The following is a 25,289-nucleotide window of genomic DNA, read 5'->3' on the forward strand; positions in this document are numbered from 1 at the left end:
TCGGGGGGTGAGCCCGAGGTTCGGTCACTCAGAGTGTGTCGATGGTGACAGAAGCGGGCCGTTCCCCGAGCATTGCACGCCTACCCATGGCTCACGGTCCCTCGGACGGGTGATTGGAGGGGCGTTCGCCTGCCGTCGGCCGGATTCGTCTCACGGCCTCGCGGCGTGGTTCACGACTCCGCCTTGCGGTGCACCCGTGCGACCCAGTCCGCCGGTTTGGCGATCTCCGCCTTGGTGGGCAGGGTGTTGGGCGAGGTCCAGACGTGGTTGAAGCCGTCCATGCCGACCTGGTCGACGACGGCGCGCACGAAGCGTTCGCCGTCGCGGTACTGCCTGAGCTTGGCGTCCAGGCCGAGCAGTTTGCGCAGGGCGAGGTCGAGCCGGGAGGCGCCCTTGGCGCGGCGCTGCTGGAACTTCTCGCGGATCTCGGCGACGCTCGGCACGACCTGGGGGCCGACACCGTCCATGACGAAGTCGGCGTGGCCCTCGAGCAGGGACATGACGGCGGTGAGGCGGCCGAGGATCTCGCGCTGGGACGGGGTCTGCACCAGTTCCACGAAGGAGCGTCCGCCGTCTTCCTCCTCGCCCTCGGGACGGCCTCCGGCCAGGGACTGGGCGGCTTCCCGGACGCGTTCCAGGACGGTCATCGGGTCGACGTCGGTCTCCGCCAAGAACGACTGGATCTCGCCCTCGAGGTGGTCGCGGAGCCAGGGCACGGCGGTGAACTGGGTGCGGTGCGTCTCCTCGTGCAGGCACACCCAGAGACGGAAGTCGTGGGGCTGGACGTCGAGTTCGCGTTCCACGTGGACGATGTTGGGCGCGACCAGGAGCAGCCGGCCGCCGCCGTTCTCCCCGGCGGGCAGGTCGCGGGAGGCGGGGGCGAAGGTCTCGTACTGGCCGAGGACACGGGAGGCGAGGAAGGACAGCAGCATGCCGAGTTCGACGCCGGTGACCTTGCCGCCGACGGCGCCGAGGACGGCGCTGCCCGGGTTGCCGCCGCGCCGTTCCTGCATCTTGTCCAGCAGGGGCTTGAGGAGTTCGCGGAAGCCGGCGACGTTGGCCCGGACCCAGCCGGGGCGGTCGACGACCAGGACCGGGGTGTCGTGGGTCTCGTCGGTGCCCAACCGGGTGAAGCCCCGGACGTGTTCCTCCGAGGCCTTGGCGTGCCGGCGCAGTTCCGCGACGACTTCCCTGGCCTCGTCGCGGCTGACCTCGGGGCCCGGTCGCACGAGCCGTGTCGCGGTCGCCACCGCGAGGTTCCAGTCGACCATCCCGGGAGATGCGGTGCCACCGAAGCTCGTCATGCGTCAACGGTACGTGAGCGGTCCCATTTCGGGCAGGCCGTGCGGGGGCGTTACGGGCCGCCCGCGCGCGGGGCGGCCCGCTCCGGTGGCGACTAACCGCAGCCGCAGCCGGCGAGGGCCGTGGCCGTCCCGTCCAGGGCCGACTGGGCCTCCTGGGCGTTGGTGGTGCCGTAGGCCATGAAGGCGAAGGCGAGCAGGTGGCCGTCGCGGTCGACGGCCGTGCCGGCCAGGGTGTTGACGCCGGTGAGCGTGCCGGTCTTGGCCCGTACGACGCCGGCCGCGCCGTCGGCGTAGCGGTCGGTCAGGGTTCCGGTGAAGCCGGCCACGGGGAGGCCGGTGAGGACGGGCCGCAGGCCGGGGCGGGCGGGGTCGCCGGCCTTGACCAGGAGGGCGGTGAGGAGGTTCGCCGTCAGCCGGTCGTCGCGGTCGAGGCCGCTGCCGTCGTGGAAGGAGGCGCCGGACAGCGGCAGGCCCAGTTTGCGCAGCTGGGTGGCGATGGCCTTGGCGCCGCCGCCGAAGCTGCCCGCCTCGCCGCTCGCGAGGGCGGTCTGGCGGGCCAGGGTCTCGGCGATGTCGTTGTCGCTGTTGGTCAGCATGCGCTCGACGAGGGTGGCCAGCGTGGGCGAGGAGACGGTGGCGAGGGTCTCGGCGCGGCCGGTGGCCTTGGAGGGCCCGGGGGGCGTGGTCTCGACGCCGGCGTCGCGCAGGAAGCCGGCGAACTTGCGGGCGGCGTCCGCGGCCGGGTCGGTGACGCGGGCCGCGGGGCCGCTGGTGGAGTCGTCGGTGCGGCCCTCGTCGGCGGTCAGGGCGCTCACCGGGGCGAGGTTCTCGTTGACGCCGATGGGGTGAAGGGCCGGGCCGGAGAAGAGCGTGGTGTCGTAGGACAGCGTGATCTTGTGGATGCCGCGCTTCGCGAGGGTGGCGGCGGTGTCGGCGGCGAGGGTGCGCAGGCTCGCCAGGTCCCCGGCGTCGCGGCGCGCGGTGAGGGTGGGGTCGCCGCCGCCCACCAGGACCAGTTCCCCGGTGTCGGGTTCGAGCGCGGCCCGGGTGGTGAAGCGGTGGTCGGAGCCGAGGGCGGACAGCGCGGCGACCGCGGTGGCGATCTTGGTGGTGGAGGCGGGGGTGAGGGCCTGGTCGGCACCGGCGGCGTAGAGGCGGGTGCCGCTGGTGACGTCGACGACGGCCGCGCCGCGGCCGGAGCCGAGTGCCGGGGCGTCCAGGAGGGGCCCGAGGACGTCCGTGAGGGCCTGCCGGCCGGGCGGGGTCTTCTTGGTGCTGACGGTGCCGGTGGTGCCGCCCAGGCCCGCGAGGACGGCCGCGGCGCTGGGCGCGGCCTGCGGGGTCTGGGCGCCGGTGCCGGATCCGCCGTGATCTGCGCCACCTGATCGCTCCAGGGCGGCCGCCCGGTCCCGCTCGGCCGTACGCTGACCGTTGGCGTTCCAGGGACCGGCGGCGGTCACCACCGCGGCGGCCAGTGCCAGCCCGGCCGTGGCGGCGCCCGCGGTGTACTGCCAGGTCCTGTCGGTCCGCCGGCGGGGGAGGTGCGCGAGTTCGGGGCGCACGGCCTTCGTCAGCCGCGCGATCCGGGGTTTCGCGACCGTCGCGGCCCGCGCCAGGCGCGGTCGTACGGCGTTCGCGATCCGCCGCACCTGCGGTACCGCGGCTCGCCAAGGCCTCTGCTCTGGCACGACCACCAGCCCCTTTCGCGATCACACACCTGCGTGAGGGACACTTAATCACCAGAACTATGTGTTGATCATGGAGGAGCCACCGGTGGAGTTCGACGTCACGATCGAGATCCCGAAGGGTTCGCGCAACAAGTACGAGGTGGACCACGAGACCGGTCGGATCCGCCTGGACCGTCGCCTCTTCACCTCGACCGCCTACCCGACCGACTACGGCTTCGTCGAGAACACCCTCGGCGAGGACGGCGACCCGCTGGACGCGCTGGTCATTCTTGACGAGCCCACCTTCCCGGGCTGCCTGATCAAGTGCCGCGCGATCGGCATGTTCCGGATGACGGACGAGGCGGGCGGCGACGACAAGCTGCTGTGCGTGCCGGCCACCGACCCGCGTGTGGAGCACCTGCGCGACATCCACCACGTGTCGGAGTTCGACCGCCTGGAGATCCAGCACTTCTTCGAGGTGTACAAGGACCTGGAGCCCGGCAAGTCGGTCGAGGGGGCCAACTGGGTGGGCCGCACGGACGCCGAGATCGAGATCGAGCGGTCGTACAAGCGCTTCAAGGAGCAGGGCGGCCACTGACCGGCCGGTTTGCCCGACGCGGGCCGCGGCACCCTGGACGGGGGTGGCGCGGCCCGTTTGCGTACGCGTGCGCATACTGAGGAATACGGAAGGTGTCGTTCAGGAAGCGGTGCGAGGTGACGGAGGCGGAGGACCGCAAGCCCCGGTCGGACGAGGCGCGGACCACGTACGACCCGGAGATCACGTCCGAGTTCGCCCTTCCCCAGGGACTGGCGGTCCCCAGGGGCGGGGGCGAGGCGGAGACCACGTCCGAGTTCTCGGTACCCGAGGGGCTGCAGGCGCCGCAGCCGGCGAGCGCGGAGCCCGAGGGGTCGGCGTTCAGTCTGCCGCGCACCTACAGCGCCAAGGACGCGCTGGTGGCGTTCACCCCGGCGACGGGCGTGCCCACGGTCAGCCTGATCAAGGACGCGCCGTGGCAGGACCGGATGCGCACGATGCTGCGCATGCCGGTGACCGAGCGGCCGGCGCCCGAGCCCGTGCAGCGGTCCGAGGACGAGGGCCCGGCGGTTCCGCGGGTGCTCGACCTGACCCTGCGTATCGGCGAACTGCTGCTGGCCGGCGGCGAGGGCGCGGAGGACGTGGAGGCCGCGATGTTCGCGGTGTGCAGGTCCTACGGCCTGGACCGCTGCGAACCGAACGTCACCTTCACCCTGCTGTCGATCTCCCACCAGCCCTCGCTGGTGGACGACCCGGTGACGGCCTCGCGCACGGTGCGGCGGCGGGGCACCGACTACACCCGGCTCGCGGCCGTGTTCCACCTGGTGGACGACCTGACCGACCCGGAGACCCATGTCTCCCTGGAGGAGGCCTACCGGCGGCTGGCCGAGATCCGGCGCAACAGGCACCCGTACCCCGGGTGGGCGCTGACCCTGGCCAGCGGGCTGCTGGCCGGTGCGGCCTCGGTGCTGGTGGGCGGTGGTCTGCTCGTGTTCGTCGCCGCCGCGCTGGGCGCGATGCTCGGTGACCGGCTGGCCTGGGCGTGCGCGGGGCGCGGACTGCCGGAGTTCTACCAGTTCACGGTGGCCGCGATGCCGCCGGCGGCGATCGGGGTGGCGTTCTCGCTGACGCACGTCGGCGTGAACGCGTCCGCGGTGGTCACCGGTGGCCTGTTCGCGCTGCTGCCCGGGCGGGCGCTGGTGGCGGGGGTGCAGGACGGTCTGACGGGCTTCTACATCACCGCGTCGGCGCGGCTGCTGGAGGTCATGTACTTCTTCGTCGGCATCGTCGCCGGCGTGCTGGTCGTCCTGTACTTCGGGGTGAAGGTGGGCGGCAAGCTGGATCCCGACGCGGCGCTGGGCGGTATCTCCGGGCGGCCGCTGGTGCAGATCGCCGCGTCCATGGTGCTGTCGCTGACGTTCGCCGTGCTGCTGCAGCAGGAGCGGTCCACCGTGCTGGCGGTCACGCTCAACGGGGGCGTGGCGTGGTCGGTGTACGGCGCGATGAACCACGCGGGCGGGATCTCGCCGGTGGCCTCCACCGCGGTGGCGGCGGGTCTGGTGGGGCTGTTCGGGCAGTTGCTGTCCCGGTTCCGGTTCGCGTCGGCGCTGCCGTACACGACCGCGGCCATCGGGCCCCTGCTGCCGGGTTCGGCCACCTACTTCGGGCTGCTCAACATGGCGCAGAACGAGGTCGACAAGGGGCTGGTGTCGCTGGCCAAGGCGGCGTCCCTGGCCATGGCGATCGCGATCGGGGTCAACCTCGGGTCGGAGATCTCCCGGCTCACCCTTCGGGTCGGCTCCGCCGGCAAGCGGCGCGCGGCGAAGCGGACCCGCGGTTTCTGACCGTCTCAGCGGGTGCGGTGGTCACCCCGGTTGTCGTACGGGTACTGGTCCGGGGCGTACTGATCGCCGTCGTACCGGTTCGGGTCGTACCCGTTCTGGTCGTACCCGTTCTGGTCGTAGCCGTTCTGGTCGTACCGGGGCTCGTTCCGGCCGTACCCCTGCGGGTCCTGGTGGTACCGCGGCTGCTGGTGCTGCTCCTGGCCGTGGTAGGGGCCGCCGTCGTAGCCGCCCTGGTCCCACTGCTGCCGCTCCTGCCGGGGCTGCTGCCGGTAGGGCTGCTCGTAGGGGGCCTCCGGCTCGATGCGGCGCAGGCGGGTCGTCGCGTCGTCCATGGCCGGCCGCTGCTGGAACCCGGGAGCCGCGTGCTGCCGGGCGGGCTCGTCCTCGGCCGCCTCCCGCCGCGCGGCCTTCTTGTTCTTGCTCCGCGCGCGCAGGTACTCGATCGCGATCGGGATCACCGACACGAGGACGATCAGGATGAGGATGGCCTCGATGTTGTCCCTGACGAGCGCGTGCCGACCGAGCCAGGAGCCCAGCAGGGTGACACCGGCGCCCCACAGGACGCCGCCGATGACGTTGAAGGTCAGGAACGAGCGGTACCGCATGCCGCTGACGCCGGCGACGATCGGCGTGAAGGTGCGCACGATGGGCACGAAGCGGGCCAGGACCAGGGACTTCGGGCCGTACTTCTCGAAGAACTCGTGCGCCTTGGCGACGTTCTCCTGCTTGAACAGCCGTGAGTCCGGACGGCTGAACAGGGAGGGCCCGACCTTCTTGCCGAACATGTAGCCCGCCTGGTCGCCGAGGATCGCGGCGAGGCAGATCAGGGCGATCGCGGCCCACAGCGGGAAGTCCAACTTGTCCGTGGTGATCAGCAGACCGCAGGTGAACAGCAGCGAGTCACCCGGCAGGAAGAAGCCGATGAGCAGGCCGGACTCGGCGAAGACGATGAGCAGCAGACCCCAGATGCTGTAGGTGTCCAGCAGGTACTGGGGGTCCAGCCAGCTCGGGCCGAGGGCGAGTGTCGTCACGGGTCCGGGCTCCTGAGGGGGTGAGGCGGCTACGGCGTCCATGGGGGGCCGCACAAAGCTACCAACGTGAGGTGACCGCCCCAGGTTCCACCGGTGCCTCCAGGATGCACTGTGGTGCGACCGGGAGAAAGCTGTGACGCATGGGACTCGATGACTACGGCGGCGGCCAGGGCCCCCAGCCGGACGTGCTGGTCGTGACCACGAACGACGTGCCCGGGTACCGGGTGCAGCAGGTGCTCGGCGAGGTCTTCGGACTGACCGTGCGCTCGCGGCACATCGGCAGCCAGATCGGCGCCGGGCTGAAGTCGATGATCGGCGGCGAGCTGCGGGGGCTCACGAAGACCCTCGTGCAGACCCGCAACCAGGCCATGGAGCGGCTGGTGGAGCAGGCACGCGCGCGTGGCGCCAACGCGGTGCTGATGTTCCGCTTCGACGTCACCGAGGCGGCGGACGTGGGCACCGAGGTCTGCGCCTACGGCACGGCCGTCGTGCTGGCCCGGGAGTAGGACCCCCCGGGCCGGCGGATCACGTCGTGTGGCGGTCGGCGTTGGCGGCGATCGCCTCGCTGAGGTGCTCGGCGAGGCCGGGCCGGGTGGAGTCGTAGAACGCCTTGAACCGCTCGTCGGCGACGTACATCGAGCCCAGGCAGCGGTGCATGGCGTGCGGGCACTCGTAGAACCACTTGCCGATGTGGCGGCGGTGCTCCTCGGCGAGGTCCATGGCCGCCTCGTCGGCCGGCTGCCCGCCGGCGGCCATCAGGGCGACGTAGCGCCCGGTCCAGTCGTCGGACTCGGCCTGCATGCGCCGCCAGTCGTCCTTGGTGTAGCGGGCGGCCCGGCGCTGCGACTCGGCGTAGGCGGCGGTGCCGCCCCAGCGCGCCTCGGTCTCCTCGGCGAACTGCTCGGGGTCGTTGTCCCCGAAGACCTCGAACCGCTCCTCGGGGGTGAGGTTGATGCCCATCGTGCGTGCCTCCATGGCGTGCTCCACGGCCGCGGCCATCTTCTGCAGCTTCTCGATCCGGGCGGTCAGCAGCTCGTGCTGGCGGCGCAGGTGCGCGCGCGGGTCCGCGTCCGGGTCGTCGAGCAGGGCCGCGACCTCGTCGAGCGGGAAGCCGAGTTCGCGGTGGAACAGGATCTGCTGGAGCCGGTCGAGGTCGGCGTCGTTGTAGCGCCGGTGGCCGGCGTGGGTGCGCTCGCTGGGCACGAGCAGGCCGATCTCGTCGTAGTGGTGCAGGGTGCGCACCGTGATTCCGGCGAACCCCGCGACCTGTCCCACGGAGTAGCTCACTTTCCGCTCCTTCGTCGTCGGTACGGCCACCACGCTGAGGCCTCACGCCACGTGAGGTGCAAGCCGGGTGCGCTCCGGATGTTGACGGCGTTGCGTCCGCTTATCGTGACGACGTGACCCAGGACACCGGGCAGCAGGCCCGCTCGACCCGGCCGGCGAGCCCGGCCCGGGCCCTGCTGCCGTTGATCCTGCCCGCCGTCGCCGTCGGCGTGGCCGCGAGCCTCGTCTACGTCGGCCTGAGCCTGGGGGCGGAGCAGCTGCAGCGCGTGCTGTGGGGGCCGCTGCCGGACGCGCTCGGCGTGGGCCCCTACTCGGTGCTCTGGATGTTCGTCATGCTGGTGGCCACCGGGCTGGCCGTCGGACTGGTGGTCTGGAAGGTACCGGGCCACGCCGGACCGGATCCGGCGACCACCGGTCTGGACGCACCGGTGCTGCCGCCCCTGGTGCTGCCGGGGCTGGTGCTGGCGACCGGGCTGATGCTGGCGGGCGGCCCCAGCCTGGGCCCGGAGAACCCGATCATCGCGGTGAACGTCGGCCTGGCGGCCTGGCTCGGCGGGCGGCTGCTGTCCCGGCTGCCGGGCGCCCTGTGGCCGATGCTGGCCGAGGCGGCGACGATCGGCGCGCTGTTCGGCACCCCAGTCGCGGCGGCCCTGGTCATCTCCGAGGCGCTGGCCGGGCGGCCGGTCAGGGGGCTGCTGTGGGACAACCTGTTCGCGCCGCTGATCGCGGCGGCGGTCGGGGCGCTGACCACCTCGCTGCTGTACCGGCCGGCCTTCGACCTGGGCCTGCCGCCGCTGGGCCGTCCGCGCTGGGCTGACCTGCTGGCGGCCCTGGTGCTCGCCACGGTGGCCGCCCTGCTCGGCATGTGCGCCGTACGCGCCTTTCCCCACGTCCACGCGGCCTTCCAGCGGTTGCGGCACCCGATGCTGATGCTTCCGGCGGGCGGTGCCGTGCTCGGCGTCCTGGCCGCCGTCGGCGGTCATCTGACCCTCTTCAAGGGGCTGTCGGAGGTGGGCGAGCTGGCGCACGACCCGACGGGCTGGACGGCCGGGCAGTTCGCCACCATGGCCGTCGTGAAGCTGGCGGCGCTGCTGGTCGCGGCCACCTGCGGCTTCCGGGGCGGCCGGATCTTCCCCGCCGTCTTCGTCGGCTCCGCGCTCGGCCTGTGCGCCCACGCGCTCGTCCCGGCCGTGCCCGCCGCGGTGGGCGTGTCCGCGTGTGTGCTGGGCATGCTGCTGGCGATCACCCGGCAGGGCTGGGTGAGCCTGTTCACGGCCGCCGTCCTGGTGGCCTCCCCCGCCATCATCGCCCTGCTCTGCATCGCCTCGCTGCCGGCCTGGCTGCTGGTGACCGGGCGGCCGCAGATGCAGCTGCGCGGTGACGGCACCTCCGTCCGCTGATCCCATCCCCCCCCCGTCTGGAGGCACGACATGGCCCTGCACAAAGGACCGGAGAAGCACGAAGAGCGCCTGATGTCGGTCAACCCGTTCTTCGGAGAGGCCAATCCGGTCGGCGGGATGACCGAGGCCCCGCCCACGCACCGGCTCCCCGACACCCCGCTGCCACCGTCCACGGCGTACCAGCTGGTGCACGACGAGCTGATGCTGGACGGCAACTCGCGGCTGAACCTGGCCACCTTCGTCACCACCTGGATGGAGCCGCAGGCCGGGGTCCTGATGGGTGAGTGCCGGGACAAGAACATGATCGACAAGGACGAGTACCCGCGTACGGCCGAGCTGGAGCGGCGGTGTGTGGCGATGCTCGCCGACCTGTGGAACGCCCCGGACCCGTCGGCCGCCGTGGGCTGTTCGACCACGGGCTCCAGCGAGGCCTGCATGCTGGCCGGGATGGCGCTCAAGCGCCGCTGGGCGCAGCGCAACGCCGACCGCTACCCGGGAGCCCGCCCGAACCTGGTCATGGGCGTCAACGTGCAGGTCTGCTGGGAGAAGTTCTGCAACTTCTGGGAGGTGGAGGCGCGGCTGGTGCCGATGGAGGGCGACCGGTACCACCTGGACCCGGAGGCGGCGGCCGGGCTGTGCGACGAGAACACCATCGGTGTCGTCGGCATCCTCGGCTCCACCTTCGACGGGTCGTACGAGCCGGTCGCGGAGCTGTGCGCCGCCCTGGACGCCCTCCAGGAGCGGACCGGGCTGGACATCCCGGTGCACGTCGACGGCGCCTCCGGGGCGATGATCGCGCCGTTCCTCGACGAGGACCTGGTGTGGGACTTCCGGCTGCCGCGGGTGGCGTCGATCAACACCTCCGGGCACAAGTACGGCCTGGTCTACCCGGGCGTCGGCTGGGCTCTGTGGCGGGACAAGGAGGCGCTGCCCGAGGAGCTGGTCTTCCGGGTCAACTACCTGGGCGGCGACATGCCGACGTTCGCCCTGAACTTCTCCCGCCCCGGAGCCCAGGTCGTCGCGCAGTACTACTCGTTCCTGCGGCTGGGCCGCGAGGGCTACCGGGCGGTGCAGCAGACCACGCGGGACGTGGCGCGGGCACTCGCCGGCAAGATCGAGGCGCTCGGCGACTTCCGGCTGCTGACGCGCGGCGACGAGCTGCCGGTGTTCGCCTTCACCACCAACGAGGGCCTGTCCTACGACGTCTTCGACGTCTCCCGGCGGATGCGCGAGCACGGCTGGCTGCTGCCCGCCTACACCTTCCCGCCGAACCGCGAGGACCTGGCGGTGCTGCGGGTCGTGTGCCGCAACGGCTTCTCCCACGACCTCGCCGACCTGTTCGTGGACGACCTGGCCCGCCTGCTGCCGGAACTGCGCCGGCAGCCGCAGCCCCTCACCGAGGACCGGGGGGCGGCCACCGGCTTCCACCACTAGGGGGCGTACGCGGCCGTGCCGGGTCAGCGGTCGTCCCCCGGGTGCCGCTCCCCCGTCGCGTACGGGTTGTCCTGGCCCTCGGCGAGGACGCCCACGAACGGCTCGCCCTCCCCCGCGAAGGTGTACGCGCCCGCCTCCAGGCGGTCGATGAGCCCCTGGGTCCAGGCGGCGTCGGAGTCGGCCGTGTGCAGCCAGTGGTTCATGATCTCGCCGATGTGGCCGAGCTGTCCGGGGCCGTCCTCGGGGAGGTAGTGCCCGGTGACGGCCGACCGCCACTGTCCGATGCGCCGGATCCGCTCCCGCAGCAGGTCCAGCGCCTCGGCCCGGTCCAGTTCGACCAGGAAGCCGAGGGCGGCGGACTGGATGTCCATCTTCTGGTCGTAGGAGACCAGGGACTCGCGCAGCAGCCGGAAGAACTCCGCCCGGCCCGGGTCCGTGATCTCGTACTCGGTGCGCGGCGGACCGCCCGCGGTGGACGGCGCGATCTCGTGCGCGCGCAGCAGCCCCTGCTTCGCCATCTGCTTCAGCGCGTGGTAGATCGAGCCCGGCTTGGCGTTGGACCACTCGTGCGCGCCCCAGTACTCCAGGTCGCCGCGGACCTGGTAGCCGTGGGCCCGCCCGTGCTGGCGGACCGCGCCCAGCACGAGAAGACGGATCGCTGACATGCCGTCCAGGTTATGGCCGCGGCTCAGCCCCGCTGCTCCAGGGCCACCAGCTCGAAGGCGGTCTTCCCGTCCAGGGACTCCCGGATGATGTCGGCGTGGCCGGCGTGCCGGGCGGTCTCGCGGATCAGGTGCAGGCACAGCCAGCGCAGGGAGACCCGGCCCTCCGGCGGGAACCAGGGGTCGGGCGGCAGCGGGAAGGTGTCGTCCAGGCTGGGCGCGGAACGGATGTACTCCTCCGTCTCGCCGGCGACCTTCTCCCAGTAGGCGAGCTGCCCGGCCACCGTCTCGTCGTCGGTGAGCCGGAAGCACTCGTTCCAGTTCGACTGGTCGCGGTGGACCGCCGGCGGCTCCTGCCGGGCCCGGGCCAGCCAGCTCTGCTCGACCTCGGCGACGTGCTTGAGCAGACCGCCGAGGGTCAGTTCGCTGGCGCTCGGACGGGAGCGGGCCTGCTCCTCCGTCAGCCCCAGCAGCGCCCGGCGGATGCCGCCTCGCTGTTCCTCCAGGAACGCGAGCAGCGCCCCGCGCTCGTCGCCCTGCGTCTCCGCCGCCACGTGTGTGACCATGACCGGCCGCCTCTCCTCGGGTCCTCTTGCCTGACAAGGAAGAAGCTACGGGCCCTTGCGGTCAGCTTCTGTCCGCAAGGGCCCGGCGCGCGCGGGGGATGTCCCGGGCGCCTCTGGAACCTCCGGAAGGCGCCTTTCGGAACCTTCAGAAGGGGAAGCCGCTGCGGCCGTGCTGCACCGAGATCCACTTGACCGTGGTGAACGCCTCGACCGTCGTCTCGCCGTTCAGCCGGCCGAGGCCGGAGTGCTTCTCACCGCCGAACGGCACCAGCGGCTCGTCGTGCACGGTGCCGTCGTTCACGTGGAACATGCCGGTGTCGACGCGCTTGGCGAACGCGACACCGCGCTCGATGTCGCCCGTGTGGACGGCGCCGCTGAGGCCGTAGGGGGTGTCGTTGACGATCCGGACCGCCTCCTCCTCGCCGTCGAAGGGGACGAGGAAGACGACCGGGCCGAAGACCTCCTGCTGGAGCAGGGCGGAGCCGGCGGGGACGTCGGTGAGCACGCTGGGCTCGACCAGGTTGCCGGTGGTGGTGCCGTGCACGAGGGCGGTGGCGCCCTCGGCGAGCGCCTGGTCCACGACGCCCGAGACGGCGCTCGCCTGCTGGGAGTTGATCACCGGTCCGATGACGGTCCGCGGGTCACGCGGGTCGCCGACCTTGAGGGACCGGACCTTGGCGACGAACTTCTCGGTGAACTCCTCGGCCACCGAGCGGTCCACCAGGACCCGGTTCGCCGCCATGCAGACCTGGCCCTGGTGCACGTAGCGGCTGAAGACGGCCGCGTCGACCGCGTAGTCGATGTCGGCGTCGTCCAGGACCACCAGCGCGCTGTTGCCGCCCAGTTCGAGCACCGCGCGCTTGAAGTGGGAGGCGCAGACGGTGGCCACGTGCCGGCCGACCTTGTCGGAGCCGGTGAAGGAGATGACCTTGGGCACCGGGTGCTCGATGAAGGCGTCGCCGATCTCCGCTATGTCGGTGACGACGACATTGAGCAGACCGCCCGGCAGCCCCGCGTCCTCGAAGATCTTCGCGACCAGGGTGCCGCCCGCGATCGGGGTGTTCTGGTGCGGCTTGAGCACCACGCCGTTGCCGAGCGCGAGGGCCGGCGCGACGGACTTGATCGACAGCAGGAACGGGAAGTTGAACGGGCTGATCACACCCACCACGCCCACCGGCACCCGGTAGACGCGGTTCTCCTTGCCGTCGGCCGGGGAGGGCAGGATCCTGCCCTCCGGGCGCAGCGCCAGGTTGACCGCCTCGCGCAGGAACTCCTTGGCGAGGTGCAGCTCGAAGCCGGCCTTGACGCGCGTGCCGCCCAGCTCCGCGACGATCAGGTCCGCTATCTCCTCCTCGCGGTCCTCGATCAGCCGCAGCGCCCGCTCGAACACCGTACGGCGGGCGTACGGGTTGGTCGCCGCCCACTGCTTCTGGGCACGGGCGGCGCTGCGGTAGGCCTGGTCGACCTCGTCGACCGTCGCCACGGTGATCGAGGCCAGCTTCTCGTCGTCGTACGGGTTGAAGTCGATGACGTCCCAGGAACCTGTGCCCGGGCGCCACTCACCGTCGATGTACTGCTGGGCCAGGTCGCTGAAGTAGGACGGCATGTGATCCCTCAATCGGTAGCAGACACAGGAGCCACGTCACGGTCTGATCACACGTCATCGTACTTGTGTTTCAAGAGAGTTGAAGGAGACCGCGGAGAAGATCCCGGCTCTCGTCAGGGCCCGGACTGTCCTGCTGGAGCTCCTTGAGCGCCTGCTCGTACTGGGCGACGTCCTCGCGCTTGTCCAGGTACAGGGCGCTGGTCAGCTGCTCCAGGTAGACCACGTCGGAGAGGTCCGTGTCGGGGAAGCTGAGGATGGTGAAGGCGCCGCTCTCGCCGGAGTGCCCGCCGAAGCCGAACGGCATCACCTGGAGCCGCACGTTGGGGCGACCGGAGATGTCGATCAGGTGCTGGAGCTGGCCGCGCATCACGTCACGGTCGCCGTACGGGCGGCGCAGGGCGGCCTCGTCCAGGACGATGTGGAACTCGGGGGCGTTGTCCGCGAGCAGGTGCTTCTGCCGCTCCAGGCGCAGCGCGACCCGCCGCTCCACGTCGGCCGGGCTCGCGCCCTTCATGCCGCGCCGGACCACCGCGCGGGCGTACTCCTCGGTCTGCAGCAGGCCGTGCACGAACTGCACCTCGTACACCCGGATCAGCGAGGCGGCGCCCTCCAGGCCCACATAGGTGGGGAACCAGCTCGGCAGTACGTCGGTGTAACTGTGCCACCAGCCCGCCACGTTGGCCTCCCGGGCGAGGGAGAGCAGCGACTCGCGCTCCGCCTCGTCACTGATGCCGTACAGCGTCAGCAGATCCTCGACGTCCCTGGTCTTGAAGCTCACCCGGCCCAACTCCATCCGGCTGATCTTCGACTCGGACGCGCGGATCGAGTAACCCGCCGCCTCACGCGTGATCCCCCGTGCCTCACGCAGCCGCCTGAGTTGCGAGCCGAGCAGCATGCGCCGCACCACCGATCCGGGCTCTCCCGCGCTCACGTTCGCCAGCCTCCCCAACCGTCTTCAGGGGCCGCAGTCTGCCACTAAAACACTTCGAGCAGTACTCGTCCGGTTACGGAAACGGAAAGAGGTCAGCCGTTTTCCGCAGGCAGAGGTACGGACCTCTGGCAGTCGCATGGTCCAATGTGGCAGAAAAAATGGCCAAGAAGCGGTACGGGAAGGATCATTTCGGTCACGTGCACGTGCATCTGCCCTTGCATCTGCCTGTCCCATCCGAAACCATGGTGCCGCGCCACCGCTGCATCGCTACGACCGCGAATTCCCGGGAGTGCTCGCATGGGGACGAATGGATCGACCATGCTCAAGCCGTTACGGCAGGGCCTTCCGCCGTTGGACCCCGCAGCCGTCTCCGATGCCGCCTCCTGCGCCCTGCCGGCCCGTTACGAGGCGGTGGGCGAGGCCCGGCGCTTCACCCGCCGCACGCTGGAGCAGTGGGACGTGGGCGACCGCTTCGACGACATATGTCTCGTCGTCTCCGAACTCGTCACCAACGCCCTGCGGCACGGTCTGCCCATCCCTCACCAGCGCCCGTCCGGCGAGGCCGACGCGGGCCGCTGCGCGCAGCCGCCCGCCGTGCGCCTGCATCTGCTGCGCTGGACCGAGCGGCTGGTGTGCGCGGTGCGCGACCCCAGCGACGAGACGCCGGCGCCGCGCGATTCGGACGACTTCTCGGCCGAGTCCGGCCGGGGACTGTTCCTGGTCGACTCGTTCGCCGACGGCTGGGGCTGGCATCCGCTCGCGGGCGCGCTCGGCGGGAAGGTCGTCTGGGCACTGTTCCGGCTCCGGCCGGCGGACTGAAGCGGTGCCGGGCCGAGTCACGCGCGGTGTCTACGCGCGTACACCGGGTCGTCGCCGCCCCGTGGGGCGCTGAGTCGTTTCAGCCGGCTATGAGGTGATCGAACTCGCCGTCCTTGATGCCGAGGAGCATCGCCTCGATCTCCGCGCGCGTGTAGACGAGCGCGGGCCCGTCCGGGAAGCGCGAGTTGCGCACCGCCACGTCACCACCGGGCAGGCGCGCGAACTCCACGCAGGACCCCTGCGAGTTGCTGTGCCTGCTCTTCTGCCAGGCCACTCCGTCCAGCTGCGTTGCAGCCATGCCGTTGTACACGTCGTACCCCCCGTACACGCCGTCAACGTCGCGGTCCACAGGTCGCTCCCCGGTGGTGCACTTGGCTGATGTGGCCATGGATGTCTTGGTCAACTGATCCGGATCATAGCTGCGTTCATATGCAGATGCGCGAGCAGATGCACGTGCACGGGCTGTGGCGCCCCGATTACAGCTTTGACGCCCGCTTTACCGAAACCGTTCCAGCATCTGTCCGAGGGACGGCAGCACATGTCCCTTCCAGCCCCCGTCCATGATCTTCCGCGCCATCATCTGCGCCGGGTCGTCCGGATCGAATCCCTCGTGCACCAGGAAAAGACGCGTGCCGCGCCCTTCCTGTTCCAGGGTCCATGTGACGGTCCAGTCCGTGGAACCGGCGGGATCGGCGTCGGCCCAGCGCAGGGACAGCATCCGCTCGGGGACGTAGGCGAGGACGCGCACGTCGACGACGCCGGAGAAGCGGGCGTTGGGCCGCGGGACCGAGGTCATCCGGTACCGGTGGCCGACCTCGAGCCGGAAGTCCTCGGCGCCGGGCATCTGCCAGCGGGCCAGCAGGGCGGGTTCGGTCAGGGCGCGCCAGACCTTGGCGGGCGGATGCGGGAAGAACTGGTCGACGCGGACGGTGGTGAGGTCGTCGGCGTCACCGGGCGGCGCGGTGCTCATGGGCGTTCATCGTCGGGCATGCGGTCGAGCAGGTCGCCGAGGCCCTTCAGGCGGTCGCGCCAGAACCGCTCGTACGGATGGAGCCAGTCCTGCACGTCGGCGAGCGGGGCCGCCTCGAGGCGGTAGATGCGCTGCCGTCCGGAGCGCTGCTCCGAGACGAGGCCGGCGTCCCGGAGCACCTTGAGGTGCTCGGACAGGCTCGGGCGGCGCATGTCGAAGTGCCCGGCCAGGTCTTGCACGGCCTGCGGACCGCGTTCGCGCAGCAGCCGCAGCACCTCTCGGCGGGTGGCGTTGGCGAGCGCGGCGAAGACGAGGTCCTCGGCGGCGGTTCCGGTCCCGGTCATGGCGCGGCCGGGTTCATGGGGCGGTCCGGTTCATGGGGCGTCAGAAGCCTTCCTTCTCCGTCAGCAGCATCAGGCCGTTGCCGTCGGGGTCCGCGAAGGAGGCCATGCGCCCCCAGGGGAGTTCGTCCGGCCCCTGCACCTGAGTACCGGCAGCGGCGAGCCTGGCGCAGTCCGCGTCGACGTCGGTCGTGACCAACATGATCCCGCGCGCGGAGCCGGGCGTGAAACCGCCCATCCCCGGCCCGGAAAGCGTGAAGGCGGTCTGCGCGCCCGCGGGGGCCACCTGGAGCCAGCGGCCCTGGGGAAGCTGCCGGTCGGCGGCGACCTCCAGGCCGAGGACGTCGCGGTAGAAGCGCAGGGCGCGGTCCTGGTCGGAGACGGGCAGGGTGACGAAGGAGGCATGGGTGATGGTCATGCGGCGAGGATAGGTAGGAATTTTCCTACGCGTCAACCGTAGGAGATTTCCTACCCGTACTGGGCGAGCAGCCAGGCCGAGATTTCCGCACGGCGTCCGGAAGTGTTCGGGGTAACGGCTGGTAACTTGCTGCGGTCCCTCCGGTTCGGGGGCGCCGTCCCGAGCGGGACGACGGCTCCGGGGCGGCCGGTTCGCTACAGCTTGGGAGCTTGACGTGACTACGGCGACTGCAAGGGTGCGGACGGCGGCCGCGGCGGCCTGCCTGGTGGGTGCGCTCGCGCTGACCGCGTGCGGCGGGGGCGGCACCGAGAGCGGCTCCTCACCGGCCCCGGCACCGACGGCCGGCTCGGAGTCCGGCGGCGGCTCCACGGGTACGGTCACGGGCGCCGCCGGCGAGCTGCAGGGCAGTTGGGTCAGCACCACCAAGGGGTCGATCGTGGCCCTGGTGATCACCGGTAAGAAGGCCGGGCTCTTCGCGACGGGCGGAGCCACGTGCGCCGGCACCGCGGGCACCCAGTCGGGCATGCGCATGATCCATCTGGACTGCACCAACGGCAGCAAGGACCGGGTCAGCGGCATGGTCGACTCGGCGAGCAAGGACGCCCTGAAGGTGACCTGGTCCGGCAGGCTCGGCGAGGAGACCTACACCAAGGCCGAGGGCGGCAAGCTGCCCTCGGGGATGCCGACGAACCTGAAGCGGTGAATTCGGTGGGGTGCGTGAGCGGGGCCCCGGCGCAGGCGCCATGATGCGAGGAGACCGTCACGACCTCGATGGGACCTGCTCATGCGCGCCATTCCGCTCACCGTCACCGCCCTCGCCGCCGCCCTCCTGCTGACCGCCTGTGACGACGGCGGTGGCGGCAAGGACGGCAAGCGCGGCTCCGCCTGCGAGATCGGCGGTGTCTCGGTGCAGATCGGCTCGGCGAGCGTGGCCCCCTCCGCCGGGGACACCGGCGAGGTGCCCGTCAGCATCACCAACCAGAGCACGCCCTGCACCCTCGACCACTTCCCCGGCGCCACGCTGAGCACCGGCGGCGGCGAGGTGAAGCTGCCCGCGCAGGAGGGGGCCAGGGCGCAGAAGCTGAAGCTCGCCAAGGGCGACTCGGCGACCTTCACCATCACCTACGTGCGCGGCGGGGCGGGCGGCAAGGCCGGCCTGGCGGCGAAGTCGGTGAGGATCGGCCTGCCCGGCACGGACACCACCCGCAGCTTCCCGTGGTCCTACGGACCCGTCGCGACCAAGGGCTCCGGCGACACCCCGGACGCCTCCGTCAGCGCCTTCCAGCAGGTCGGGGACTGACGTCCGCGCGCCCCGGCGGGCCGGGGCCGGGGGTCAGCCGAGCCGGGGGCGGGCCCTGACCTGGGCCTGGTCCGCCGCTCGCGCGCCCTCCGTCCAGCCCGCCGCGTCGCTCACCCCGCGCAGCCGGGTCGTCGTGGTCTCGGGGAACATGTGCTCCAGCCGGTCGGTGACGGCCGTCTCCCGGGTGGCGAGGACCGGCAGCAGGTCCTGGGTCACCTGGGTCACGGCCACGGCCGCGAGGCGGTCGCCGACACGGTGCGCGTAGGCCGCGAGGAACGACTGCCGGAACGTCTTGGTGCGCTTGCGGCCGCCGACGCGCTGCGCGGCCTCGGCCTTGGTCATCGCGTGGGTGGCCTGCACCAGCAGCGAGGTGTGGAGCAGTTCGACCGCCTCCAGGTCCGCCTCGAAACCGACGACCGTGGAGAAGCCGAGCGCCTCGTTCCACACGGCGCGGCAGTGGTTGGCCGTGGCCACCGCGTCCAGCAGCACCGCCTTGGCCTGCTCGTACGGCGGCTCCACGCCGATGCGGCAGGCGCCGGGCGCGTCCGGCGCGGGAGCCCCGGCGGCCAGCAGCGCCTCGTCGACGCTGTGCCGGGCCATCAGCTCCTGCGCCTTCGCCGAGAGCGCTTCGGCCTCCTCGGGGTAGCCGGTGGCCTCGGCCTTGGCGAGCAGCGCGCGGATGCGGGTCAGCATGCGGGAGGCGCCGGGCCCGGGATCGCGCCGGGGCTCCTCCAGGACCTCCAGGGCGGGCAGGCGCAGCAGGAGCCGGTACAGCTCCAGCACCGCGGTGGCGTGCGAGAAGCGGTCGCCCGCTCGCGCGGCGGGCTCCGGTAGGGCCTCCAGCTGGGCGGCCCAGCGGCGCCCGCGGGGGCGGTCCTGCCCGGACTGCGCCCGTATCAGCCCGGACACGAGCGCCAGGTGGGGCTCGTCCAGCTCGCGCCGCACGAGCCGCACGACGTCGGCGGGCTGCCAGCCGCGCCGCCATGCGGCCGCCACGAACTCCTCGCCCCGGCGTTCCAGCTCGGTGTCCGCCGCGGGGTCGGCGGCGAGCAGGGAGGCACCCGTGTCGAGCCCGGCGTCGTCGTCTTCGTAGAGGGCGGCGCGGAAGGCGCGCTCGACAGTGCTGGCAGTGCTGGTCACCCGTCGATCGTGCCACGCGCCGCCGACAGCGGGCGCAAGTCGTCCACACCCTGTGGACAACGAACGGAGTCCGACGACGGAGGGGTGTCAACTGACAGTTGACAGTGCGAGAGGCGCAACCTACGGTTGACACATGGCGACCAATCCGAACATCACGGCATCCGTACGCCTCGACGACCTCATCGCGGCGATCAAGAAGGTTCACCCCGAACCCCTCGACCAGCTCCAGGACGCGGTGATCGCCGCCGACCACCTCGGTGACGTGGCCGACCACCTGATCGGCCACTTCGTCGACCAGGCCCGCCGGTCGGGCGCCTCCTGGACCGACATCGGCAGGAGCATGGGCGTGACCCGGCAGGCGGCGCAGAAGCGCTTCGTGCCCAAGGAGTCGGCCGACCTCGACCTCAGCCAGGGCTTCAGCCGCTACACCCCGCGCGCGCGGAACGTGGTCATGTCCGCGCACAACGAGGCCGTGGCCGCCCACCACTCCGAGGGCCGCCCCGAGCACCTGGTCCTCGGCCTGCTGGCCGAACCGGACGGCCTGGCCGCGAAGGCGATCACCACACAGGGCGTCCCGCTCGAGACGGTGCGCCAGGCCGCGGCCGCGGCGCTCCCGCCGGCCGCCGAGGACGCGCCCGACCTCGTCCCCTACGGCCCCGAGGCCAAGAAGGTCCTGGAACTCACCTTCCGCGAGGCCCTCCGGCTCGGCCACAACTACATCGGCACCGAGCACCTCCTGCTGGCCCTGCTGGAGCACGAGAACGGCACGGGCGTCCTCAGCGGCCTCGGCGTCACCAAGGCGGCGACCGAGGAGTTCGTCGGCAGGGTGCTGGCGACGCTGCTGGAGCACAAGAAGGCGGCGGCCGACGCCGAGGAGGCGGCGGCGGACTGAGGCCCGGGAAGCACACGGCACCGCCGTACGCCCCGCCGGCCGCGGTCGACGCCGAATGAACCCGCAGGTCAAGGCCATTGTCAGTGCCGCCTGCCAGACTCCTGTCCATGTCCGGCCGGTGGGCTCTCGCGGCGGCCGAGGACGGTGGCGTGGACGTCGCCCCCCTCGGCCCCGACGGGCTGCCCGCCGGGCCGGTGCGGCGGGAGAGCGATCTCGCCGGGGCGGTGCGGAGCCGTCCGGAGGTGACGCGCTGGGTGTGGCGGTCGACCGCCGACGTCTACCCGCGTCTGCTCGCCACGGGGGTGCGAGTGGAGCGGTGCTACGACGTCGAGGACGCCGAGACACTCCTGCTGGGCCATGAGGGCCGGTACGGCGAGCCACGCTCGGCCGCCGCCGCCCTGGCCCGCCTCCGCGGCGGCCCCGTACCGCCCGACCCGCCGCAGCGGCAGGCCGAACCGGGCGCCCAGTCCCCGCTGTTCGAGCCGGCCGGCGGCCACCTGCCCCTCGCCGACCTGCTCGCCGTCTACGCCGAGCAGCAGCGGCGGCACGAGCGGACCGCCCACCCCGACCGCATGCGGCTGCTGACCGCCGCCGAGTCGGCGGGGATGCTGGTGGCCGCCGAGATGAACCGCTCCGGCCTGCCCTGGAGCGCCGAGGTCCACCGCGAGCTGCTGCGCGGCCTGCTGGGCGAGCGGTACGCGGGCGGCGGTGAGCCGAGGCGCCTGGCCGAGCTGGCCGACGAGGTGTCGGCCGCCTTCGGCCGCCGGGTGCGGCCCGACCTGCCCGCCGACGTGGTCAAGGCCTTCGCCGGGGCCGGGATCAAGGTGCGGTCCACCCGCCGCCGGGAGATCGCCTCCGTCGACCACCCGGCGGTGGAACCGCTGCTGGAGTACAAGAAGCTGTACCGCATCTGGGTGGCGCACGGCTGGTCCTGGCTGCAGGACTGGGTGCGCGACGGGCGCTTCCGGCCCGAGTTCCTGGCCGGCGGCACGGTCACCGGTCGCTGGGTGACCAACGGCGGGGGCGCGCTGCAGATCCCGAAGGTGATCCGGCGGGCCGTGGTCGCCGACCCCGGCTGGCGGCTGGTCGTGGCCGACGCCGACCAGATGGAGCCGCGCGTCCTGGCGGCCATCTCCCGCGACCCCGGCCTGATGGAGGTGGCCGGGAGGGAGAGCGACCTGTACCAGTCCGTCTCGGACCGCGCCTTCTCCGGAGACCGGAACCAGGCCAAGCTCGCCGTGCTCGGCGCGGTCTACGGCCAGACCTCCGGTGACGGCCTGAAGAACCTCGCCGCCCTCAGACGCCGCTTCCCCAGAGCCGTGGCCTACGTCGACGAGGCCGCCCGGGCCGGCGAGGAGGGCCGGCTCGTGCGCACCTGGCTGGGCCGGACCTGCCCGCCCGTCACCGGCCCGGGCGAGGACGCGGCCGAGGAGGCGGGCATCCCGCTCGGCGACGGCGACACCGACGGCCCGGGCGACGGGCCGGGCTGGGGCGCGGGCCACACCTCGGGCGACTCCCGCGCGCGCGGCCGCTTCGCCCGGAACTTCGTGGTGCAGGGCAGCGCCGCCGACTGGGCGCTGCTGCTGCTCGCCGGGCTGCGCCGGGCCTGCGCGGACCTGGAGGCAGAGCTGGTCTTCTTCCAGCACGACGAGGTGATCGTGCACTGCCCCGCCGACGAGGCCGGCACGGTCGTCGAGGCGATCCAGGAGGCCTCGCGCTTCGCCGGGCGGCTCACCTTCGGCGAGACACCGGTGCGCTTCCCGTTCACGACCGCCGTGGTGGAGTGCTACGCCGACGCCAAGTGAAGGCCGGTCAGCACACCGGGGTGCCGGCCACCAGCTCCCGCAGTTCCTCCAGCACCGCCTGCTCGTCGGTGCCGTCCAGCGCCGCGAGGGCCGCGTGCCAGACGTCGCGCGCCTCCGTCCGCCGTCCCTGCTCGCGCAGCAGCAGCCCGTGCTGGTGGCGGGCCAGGCCGCCCATGTAGCGGTCGGCGCGGGCGTCGGCCCGGCGCAGCAGCTCCGCGCACTCCCGGGCGGCCCGGCCGGTCTCGCCGAGCCGCCGCAGCGCGCGGACCAGCCCGAGCCGGGTCTGCGACTCGCCGTGCCAGTCGCCGTGATCGCCGAGGATGCGCAGGCTCTCCTCGAAGTGCCGTGCGGCCGCCGCGGGTTCCCCCAGGGTGAGGTGGGCGTACCCGATGTTGCAGTGCGCCGAGTGCCGCACGATGACCGCGCCGATCGCGTCCCCGATCGCCAGCGAGCGCCGGTGCCGCTCGATCGCCGCGCGCGGGTCGGTGTGCTCGTAGAGGTTGCCGAGATGGCTGTGGGTGACGGCCTCCCCGTAGGGGTCGTTGAGCTGCCGGGAGTACGCGAGGCTCTGCCGCAGCGCGTCCCCCGACTCCGCGAACCGGCCCAGTCCCTCCAGCAGCAGTCCGCGGTTGTTAAGGCTGCGCCGGATCCAGGAGATCCGGCCGAGCCGCCGCCAGATCGCGAGCGCCTCGTCGGTGAGGACGAGGGCGTCGTTCTGCCGGCCGGCCAGGAAGTGCAGCCCGGCCAGGTCGCCCAGCGCGTACGCCTCCGCCGCCGCGTCCCCGAGCCCGCGTGCCGCGTCGAGCGCGGCCCGCCCCAGCACCTCCATCTCGGCCACCCGGCCGCACCGCCGCACATACGGGAAGAACAGCCGGACCAGCACGGAGAGGGCCGCGGCCCGGTGCTCGTCGGCCGTGCCGGCGTTGCGCCCCACCAGCGCGACGACGTTCTCCAGTTCCATGTCGCCCCAGGCGAAGGCCTGGTCGGCGGACTCGAAGACCGGCAGGGCCGCCACGTCCGCGGCGTGGCCCGGCGGCTGCGCCGAGGTGGGCCGGCGGCGGTCGTCCTGGTCCAGGCCGGGCTCCACGACGGCGGTCAGCACACGTTCGGCGGCAGCCGCGTACCAGCGCAGGGCGGTGAGGTCGGGATCGGCGCCGGTGGCCGGCCCGGTGCCCGCACCGGCCAGTTCACGGGCGAAGTCGCGGACCAGGTCGTGCGGGGCGTAGCGGCCGTACTCCGTCTCCTCCAGCAGGGCCACGTCGACCAGCCGGTCCAGGGCGGCCTCGGCGCGGCGCTCGTCGGTGCCGGTGAGACGGGCGACGAGCAGGGCGCCGTAGGTCGGCAGGTCGAGGTCCCCGATGCGGCGCAGCGCGAGGGCCGCGTCCCGGTCGGCCTCGCGTTCGGCGGCGGCGAGCGCGTCGTGGGCGACGGCGAGGGACCGGCGGACGCTCAGGTCGTCGTACTCGAGGTGGGGCAGCCTGCTGCCCGAGGCCGCCAGTTGACCGGCCAGCACGTCGGGGGTGAGGGCGCGGCGGGCGGCCAGCCGGGCGGCGACCACGCGCAGCGCGAGCGGGAGGCGCCCGGTCAGCTCGATCAGGGCGTGTCCGGCGTCCAGTCCCTCGCGTCCGCTCACGGCCCGCAGCAGCGCGGCGCTGTCCTCCCCGGTCAGCGGGCCGAGCGGGAAGCGCCGGGCGCCGTCGAGGACGGTCAGCGGCGACCGGCTGGTGACGATCACCGCACAGCCCGGCCCGGCCGGCAGCAGGGGCCGCACCTGGGCCGCGCTCGCCGCGTCGTCCAGCATCAGCAGGACGCGGGACGGGGCGAGCAGGGACCGGAACAACGCGGCCGCGGCGTCCGGGTGTTCGGGGATGCTCCGGGGCTCGGCACCGAGGTCGCGCAGCAGGGCGGCGAGCGCCTGGGCCGGGGTGAGCGGGGTCATGCCGGGTGTGGCGCCGTGCAGGTTGACGTAGAGCTGGCCGTCGGGGAAGCGGTCCCGCAGCGTGTGGGCCACGTGCAGGGCGAGCGCGCTCTTGCCGACGCCCGCCATGCCGCTGATCACGGCCAGTCGGCCGCCCCGGGCGGTGAGGGCCTGCCGCAGGTCGTGCCGCTCGGCGGCCCGGCCGGTGAAGTGCGGCGGCGAGGGCGGGAGCTGGGCGGGGACGGGGGTTCGGGGCGAGGAGGGCGCCGGCTCCCCGGACGGCCGCGGGTTCGCCCCGCCGCCGCCCGCCTCCCGCCCGTGGGCGGTGCCGCCGCCGGCCCTGCCGTCGGGCGTCTGCGCCTTCTGCGGCCCGTGCTCGCCGCGGGTGGGTTCCGGAGTGCCGGGGAGGGTGCGGGCGCCCGGCCCGCCTTCGACCGGTACGCGAGCGCCGCGGGCGGCCGGCCCGCTGTCGGCCGGGGCGTAGGCGTGCCCGTGCGAGGGGGCGCCTGCCGGTGCGCCCGTCTCGCCCCGCTCCGGTGCCGGGAGGTCCCGCAGGACCTCCAAGTGGGCCTCGCGGACCGCCGGTCCGGGCTCGACGCCGAGTTCCTCGACAAGGCGGGCGCGCAGGTCGCGGTGGACGGCGAGGGCCTCGGCCTGCCGGCCGGTGCGGTGCAGGGCGAGCATGAGCCTGCGGTGGTAGGCCTCGCGCAGCGGATGCTCGGCGACCAGCGCGGCCAGCTCCGGCACGATGTCGGCCAGCCGTGTTCCGCCGAGCGCGAGTTCGGCGTCGTAGCGCCACTCCAGCAGGAGGAGCCGGGCCTCCTCCAGGCGCTGTGCGAGGGCGTACCCGCCGAGGTCGGCGGCGAGTCCCCCGAGCGGGACGCCGCGCCAGAGCGCGAGTGCGGAGGTGGCGGCACACACGACGGTCCGCCAGTCCTCCCGGGCGTGGGCGGCACGCGCCGCGGCCACCCTGGCGTCGAACACGTGCACGTCCAGCTCGCCCTGGTCGACCCGCAGCAGATAGCCGGGCGCCACGGTTCTGAGCCGTTCGGGATCGTCCAGGAGCCGGCGCAGCCGGGTGACGTGGTTGTGCAGCGAGGCCCGCGCGGAGACGGGGGGCGCCCCGCCCCACAGGGCGTCCTTCAGCGACTCGGTCGAGACGACCCGGCCGGCCTCCAGCAGCAGCGCGGCGAGCAGCGCGCGCATCTTGGGGCTGCCGATGGCGCTCGGCTGGGTGTCGGCGGCGCCATCGGGGGCAGTGTCGTAGGTGCCGGGACCACCGTGCGGGCCGACCCGCGGATCGGCGGAGGGCTCGTACGAAATCCCGGACGGCTGTCGGTCGTACAGGGCGGGCGGCCCCAGCAGTCCGAACCGCAGCTCGTACCGCCGCTTCACGCTGCCCTCTGCCTTCCCCCGGTC

General features: G+C 72.7%; 24 protein-coding genes. 10 read left to right on the forward strand and 14 right to left on the reverse strand.

What is annotated here, in order from left to right:
- Positions 1–170: 170 nt before the first annotated feature.
- Both ACWCPN_RS04325 and dacB read right to left on the reverse strand, forming a co-directional pair.
- Complete coding sequence (locus ACWCPN_RS04325; RefSeq protein WP_451202327.1) at positions 171–1,304, reverse strand: zinc-dependent metalloprotease; 1,134 nt, start codon at positions 1,302–1,304, stop codon at positions 171–173.
- A gap of 92 nt (positions 1,305–1,396) precedes the next feature.
- Complete coding sequence (dacB, locus tag ACWCPN_RS04330) at positions 1,397–2,998, reverse strand: D-alanyl-D-alanine carboxypeptidase/D-alanyl-D-alanine endopeptidase (RefSeq protein ID WP_451202328.1); 1,602 nt, start codon at positions 2,996–2,998, stop codon at positions 1,397–1,399.
- Between the two features lie 79 nt (positions 2,999–3,077).
- On the opposite strand from dacB, the gene ACWCPN_RS04335 reads away from it, so the two are divergent.
- Both ACWCPN_RS04335 and ACWCPN_RS04340 read left to right on the forward strand, forming a co-directional pair.
- Complete coding sequence (locus tag ACWCPN_RS04335; protein ID WP_010044289.1) at positions 3,078–3,569, forward strand: inorganic diphosphatase; 492 nt, start codon at positions 3,078–3,080, stop codon at positions 3,567–3,569.
- Between the two features lie 116 nt (positions 3,570–3,685).
- A complete protein-coding gene (locus ACWCPN_RS04340; protein ID WP_451203002.1) occupies positions 3,686–5,350 on the forward strand; it encodes a threonine/serine ThrE exporter family protein in 1,665 nt (554 codons plus the stop codon).
- A 5-nt stretch (positions 5,351–5,355) separates the two neighbouring features.
- Here the strand turns inward: ACWCPN_RS04340 and ACWCPN_RS04345 are convergent, their stop codons facing one another.
- Positions 5,356–6,381, reverse strand: coding sequence for a DedA family protein (locus tag ACWCPN_RS04345; RefSeq protein ID WP_451202330.1), 1,026 nt, complete (start codon positions 6,379–6,381; stop codon positions 5,356–5,358).
- 140 nt (positions 6,382–6,521) lie between these two features.
- Between ACWCPN_RS04345 and ACWCPN_RS04350 the strand changes: the two genes are divergently transcribed.
- Complete coding sequence (locus ACWCPN_RS04350) at positions 6,522–6,887, forward strand: YbjQ family protein (protein ID WP_250402311.1); 366 nt, start codon at positions 6,522–6,524, stop codon at positions 6,885–6,887.
- Positions 6,888–6,906: 19 nt separating this feature from the next.
- Here ACWCPN_RS04350 and ACWCPN_RS04355 read toward each other — a convergent pair whose 3' ends face one another.
- Complete coding sequence (locus tag ACWCPN_RS04355; RefSeq protein WP_451202331.1) at positions 6,907–7,668, reverse strand: MerR family transcriptional regulator; 762 nt, start codon at positions 7,666–7,668, stop codon at positions 6,907–6,909.
- A 113-nt stretch (positions 7,669–7,781) separates the two neighbouring features.
- Here ACWCPN_RS04355 and ACWCPN_RS04360 point away from each other — a divergent pair, with 113 nt between their 5' ends.
- Both ACWCPN_RS04360 and ACWCPN_RS04365 read left to right on the forward strand, forming a co-directional pair.
- On the forward strand, positions 7,782–9,068 hold the full coding sequence (locus ACWCPN_RS04360) for an ion channel protein (protein ID WP_451202333.1): 1,287 nt from the start codon (positions 7,782–7,784) through the stop codon (positions 9,066–9,068).
- Between the two features lie 30 nt (positions 9,069–9,098).
- Positions 9,099–10,502, forward strand: coding sequence for a glutamate decarboxylase (locus ACWCPN_RS04365; protein WP_451202335.1), 1,404 nt, complete (start codon positions 9,099–9,101; stop codon positions 10,500–10,502).
- Between the two features lie 23 nt (positions 10,503–10,525).
- Here ACWCPN_RS04365 and ACWCPN_RS04370 read toward each other — a convergent pair whose 3' ends face one another.
- The 4 genes from ACWCPN_RS04370 to ACWCPN_RS04385 form a co-directional block, all read right to left on the reverse strand.
- A complete protein-coding gene (locus tag ACWCPN_RS04370; RefSeq protein WP_451202337.1) occupies positions 10,526–11,167 on the reverse strand; it encodes a PadR family transcriptional regulator in 642 nt (213 codons plus the stop codon).
- A 23-nt stretch (positions 11,168–11,190) separates the two neighbouring features.
- The gene (locus ACWCPN_RS04375) at positions 11,191–11,730 is read right to left on the reverse strand and encodes a DinB family protein (protein WP_451202339.1); all 540 of its coding nucleotides are present in this window, start codon (positions 11,728–11,730) and stop codon (positions 11,191–11,193) included.
- A gap of 145 nt (positions 11,731–11,875) precedes the next feature.
- Entirely contained in the window at positions 11,876–13,336 is a 1,461-nt protein-coding gene (locus ACWCPN_RS04380; protein WP_451202341.1) for an aldehyde dehydrogenase family protein, read from the reverse strand.
- Positions 13,337–13,406: 70 nt separating this feature from the next.
- Positions 13,407–14,231: a helix-turn-helix domain-containing protein gene (locus ACWCPN_RS04385; RefSeq protein ID WP_451203005.1), complete on the reverse strand. Its 825-nt coding sequence runs from the start codon at positions 14,229–14,231 to the stop codon at positions 13,407–13,409.
- 333 nt (positions 14,232–14,564) lie between these two features.
- Between ACWCPN_RS04385 and ACWCPN_RS04390 the strand changes: the two genes are divergently transcribed.
- Positions 14,565–15,086 carry an ATP-binding protein gene (locus tag ACWCPN_RS04390; RefSeq protein WP_451202343.1) on the forward strand — a complete coding sequence of 174 codons (522 nt, stop codon included), beginning with the start codon at positions 14,565–14,567 and terminating at the stop codon, positions 15,084–15,086.
- Between the two features lie 79 nt (positions 15,087–15,165).
- Here ACWCPN_RS04390 and ACWCPN_RS04395 read toward each other — a convergent pair whose 3' ends face one another.
- The 4 genes from ACWCPN_RS04395 to ACWCPN_RS04410 form a co-directional block, all read right to left on the reverse strand.
- On the reverse strand, positions 15,166–15,435 hold the full coding sequence (locus tag ACWCPN_RS04395; protein WP_132856537.1) for a DUF397 domain-containing protein: 270 nt from the start codon (positions 15,433–15,435) through the stop codon (positions 15,166–15,168).
- A 147-nt stretch (positions 15,436–15,582) separates the two neighbouring features.
- On the reverse strand, positions 15,583–16,056 hold the full coding sequence (locus tag ACWCPN_RS04400) for an SRPBCC family protein (protein WP_451202345.1): 474 nt from the start codon (positions 16,054–16,056) through the stop codon (positions 15,583–15,585).
- Positions 16,053–16,400, reverse strand: a complete 348-nt coding sequence (locus tag ACWCPN_RS04405) for an ArsR/SmtB family transcription factor (RefSeq protein ID WP_451202347.1) — start codon at positions 16,398–16,400, stop codon at positions 16,053–16,055. The genes ACWCPN_RS04400 and ACWCPN_RS04405 overlap by 4 nt, the downstream gene beginning before the upstream one ends.
- A 40-nt stretch (positions 16,401–16,440) precedes the next feature.
- A complete protein-coding gene (locus ACWCPN_RS04410; RefSeq protein WP_451202349.1) occupies positions 16,441–16,815 on the reverse strand; it encodes a VOC family protein in 375 nt (124 codons plus the stop codon).
- Positions 16,816–17,029: 214 nt separating this feature from the next.
- Here ACWCPN_RS04410 and ACWCPN_RS04415 point away from each other — a divergent pair, with 214 nt between their 5' ends.
- Both ACWCPN_RS04415 and ACWCPN_RS04420 read left to right on the forward strand, forming a co-directional pair.
- Entirely contained in the window at positions 17,030–17,518 is a 489-nt protein-coding gene (locus ACWCPN_RS04415; protein WP_451202351.1) for a hypothetical protein, read from the forward strand.
- Between the two features lie 81 nt (positions 17,519–17,599).
- Positions 17,600–18,115 (forward strand): DUF4232 domain-containing protein, encoded by a 516-nt coding sequence (locus ACWCPN_RS04420; protein WP_199211420.1) that lies wholly within the window; start codon positions 17,600–17,602, stop codon positions 18,113–18,115.
- A gap of 33 nt (positions 18,116–18,148) precedes the next feature.
- Here the strand turns inward: ACWCPN_RS04420 and ACWCPN_RS04425 are convergent, their stop codons facing one another.
- Positions 18,149–19,255, reverse strand: coding sequence for a DUF2786 domain-containing protein (locus ACWCPN_RS04425; RefSeq protein ID WP_451202353.1), 1,107 nt, complete (start codon positions 19,253–19,255; stop codon positions 18,149–18,151).
- Positions 19,256–19,388: 133 nt separating this feature from the next.
- On the opposite strand from ACWCPN_RS04425, the gene ACWCPN_RS04430 reads away from it, so the two are divergent.
- Entirely contained in the window at positions 19,389–20,147 is a 759-nt protein-coding gene (locus tag ACWCPN_RS04430) for a Clp protease N-terminal domain-containing protein (protein WP_451202355.1), read from the forward strand.
- A 107-nt stretch (positions 20,148–20,254) separates the two neighbouring features.
- The gene (locus ACWCPN_RS04435; RefSeq protein WP_451202357.1) at positions 20,255–21,952 is read left to right on the forward strand and encodes a bifunctional 3'-5' exonuclease/DNA polymerase; all 1,698 of its coding nucleotides are present in this window, start codon (positions 20,255–20,257) and stop codon (positions 21,950–21,952) included.
- Positions 21,953–21,959: 7 nt separating this feature from the next.
- On the opposite strand, the gene ACWCPN_RS04440 is transcribed toward ACWCPN_RS04435, so the two are convergent.
- On the reverse strand, positions 21,960–25,265 hold the full coding sequence (locus ACWCPN_RS04440) for a BTAD domain-containing putative transcriptional regulator (protein ID WP_451202359.1): 3,306 nt from the start codon (positions 25,263–25,265) through the stop codon (positions 21,960–21,962).
- Between the last annotated feature and the right edge of the window lie 24 nt (positions 25,266–25,289).

The organism is Streptomyces sp. NPDC002386, from assembly GCF_053593175.1.

Coding starts and splice junctions, on each gene's coding strand:
- ACWCPN_RS04430 (WP_451202355.1), top strand. CDS start 19,389: ATGGCGACCAATCCGAACATCACGGCATCCGTACGCCTCGACGACCTC.
- ACWCPN_RS04365 (WP_451202335.1), top strand. CDS start 9,099: ATGGCCCTGCACAAAGGACCGGAGAAGCACGAAGAGCGCCTGATGTCG.
- ACWCPN_RS04435 (WP_451202357.1), top strand. CDS start 20,255: ATGTCCGGCCGGTGGGCTCTCGCGGCGGCCGAGGACGGTGGCGTGGAC.
- ACWCPN_RS04420 (WP_199211420.1), top strand. CDS start 17,600: ATGCGCGCCATTCCGCTCACCGTCACCGCCCTCGCCGCCGCCCTCCTG.
- ACWCPN_RS04370 (WP_451202337.1), bottom strand. CDS start 11,167: ATGTCAGCGATCCGTCTTCTCGTGCTGGGCGCGGTCCGCCAGCACGGG.
- ACWCPN_RS04385 (WP_451203005.1), bottom strand. CDS start 14,231: ATGCTGCTCGGCTCGCAACTCAGGCGGCTGCGTGAGGCACGGGGGATC.
- ACWCPN_RS04390 (WP_451202343.1), top strand. CDS start 14,565: ATGGGGACGAATGGATCGACCATGCTCAAGCCGTTACGGCAGGGCCTT.
- ACWCPN_RS04375 (WP_451202339.1), bottom strand. CDS start 11,730: ATGGTCACACACGTGGCGGCGGAGACGCAGGGCGACGAGCGCGGGGCG.
- ACWCPN_RS04350 (WP_250402311.1), top strand. CDS start 6,522: ATGGGACTCGATGACTACGGCGGCGGCCAGGGCCCCCAGCCGGACGTG.
- ACWCPN_RS04405 (WP_451202347.1), bottom strand. CDS start 16,400: ATGACCGGGACCGGAACCGCCGCCGAGGACCTCGTCTTCGCCGCGCTC.
- ACWCPN_RS04410 (WP_451202349.1), bottom strand. CDS start 16,815: ATGACCATCACCCATGCCTCCTTCGTCACCCTGCCCGTCTCCGACCAG.
- ACWCPN_RS04380 (WP_451202341.1), bottom strand. CDS start 13,336: ATGCCGTCCTACTTCAGCGACCTGGCCCAGCAGTACATCGACGGTGAG.
- ACWCPN_RS04325 (WP_451202327.1), bottom strand. CDS start 1,304: ATGACGAGCTTCGGTGGCACCGCATCTCCCGGGATGGTCGACTGGAAC.
- ACWCPN_RS04400 (WP_451202345.1), bottom strand. CDS start 16,056: ATGAGCACCGCGCCGCCCGGTGACGCCGACGACCTCACCACCGTCCGC.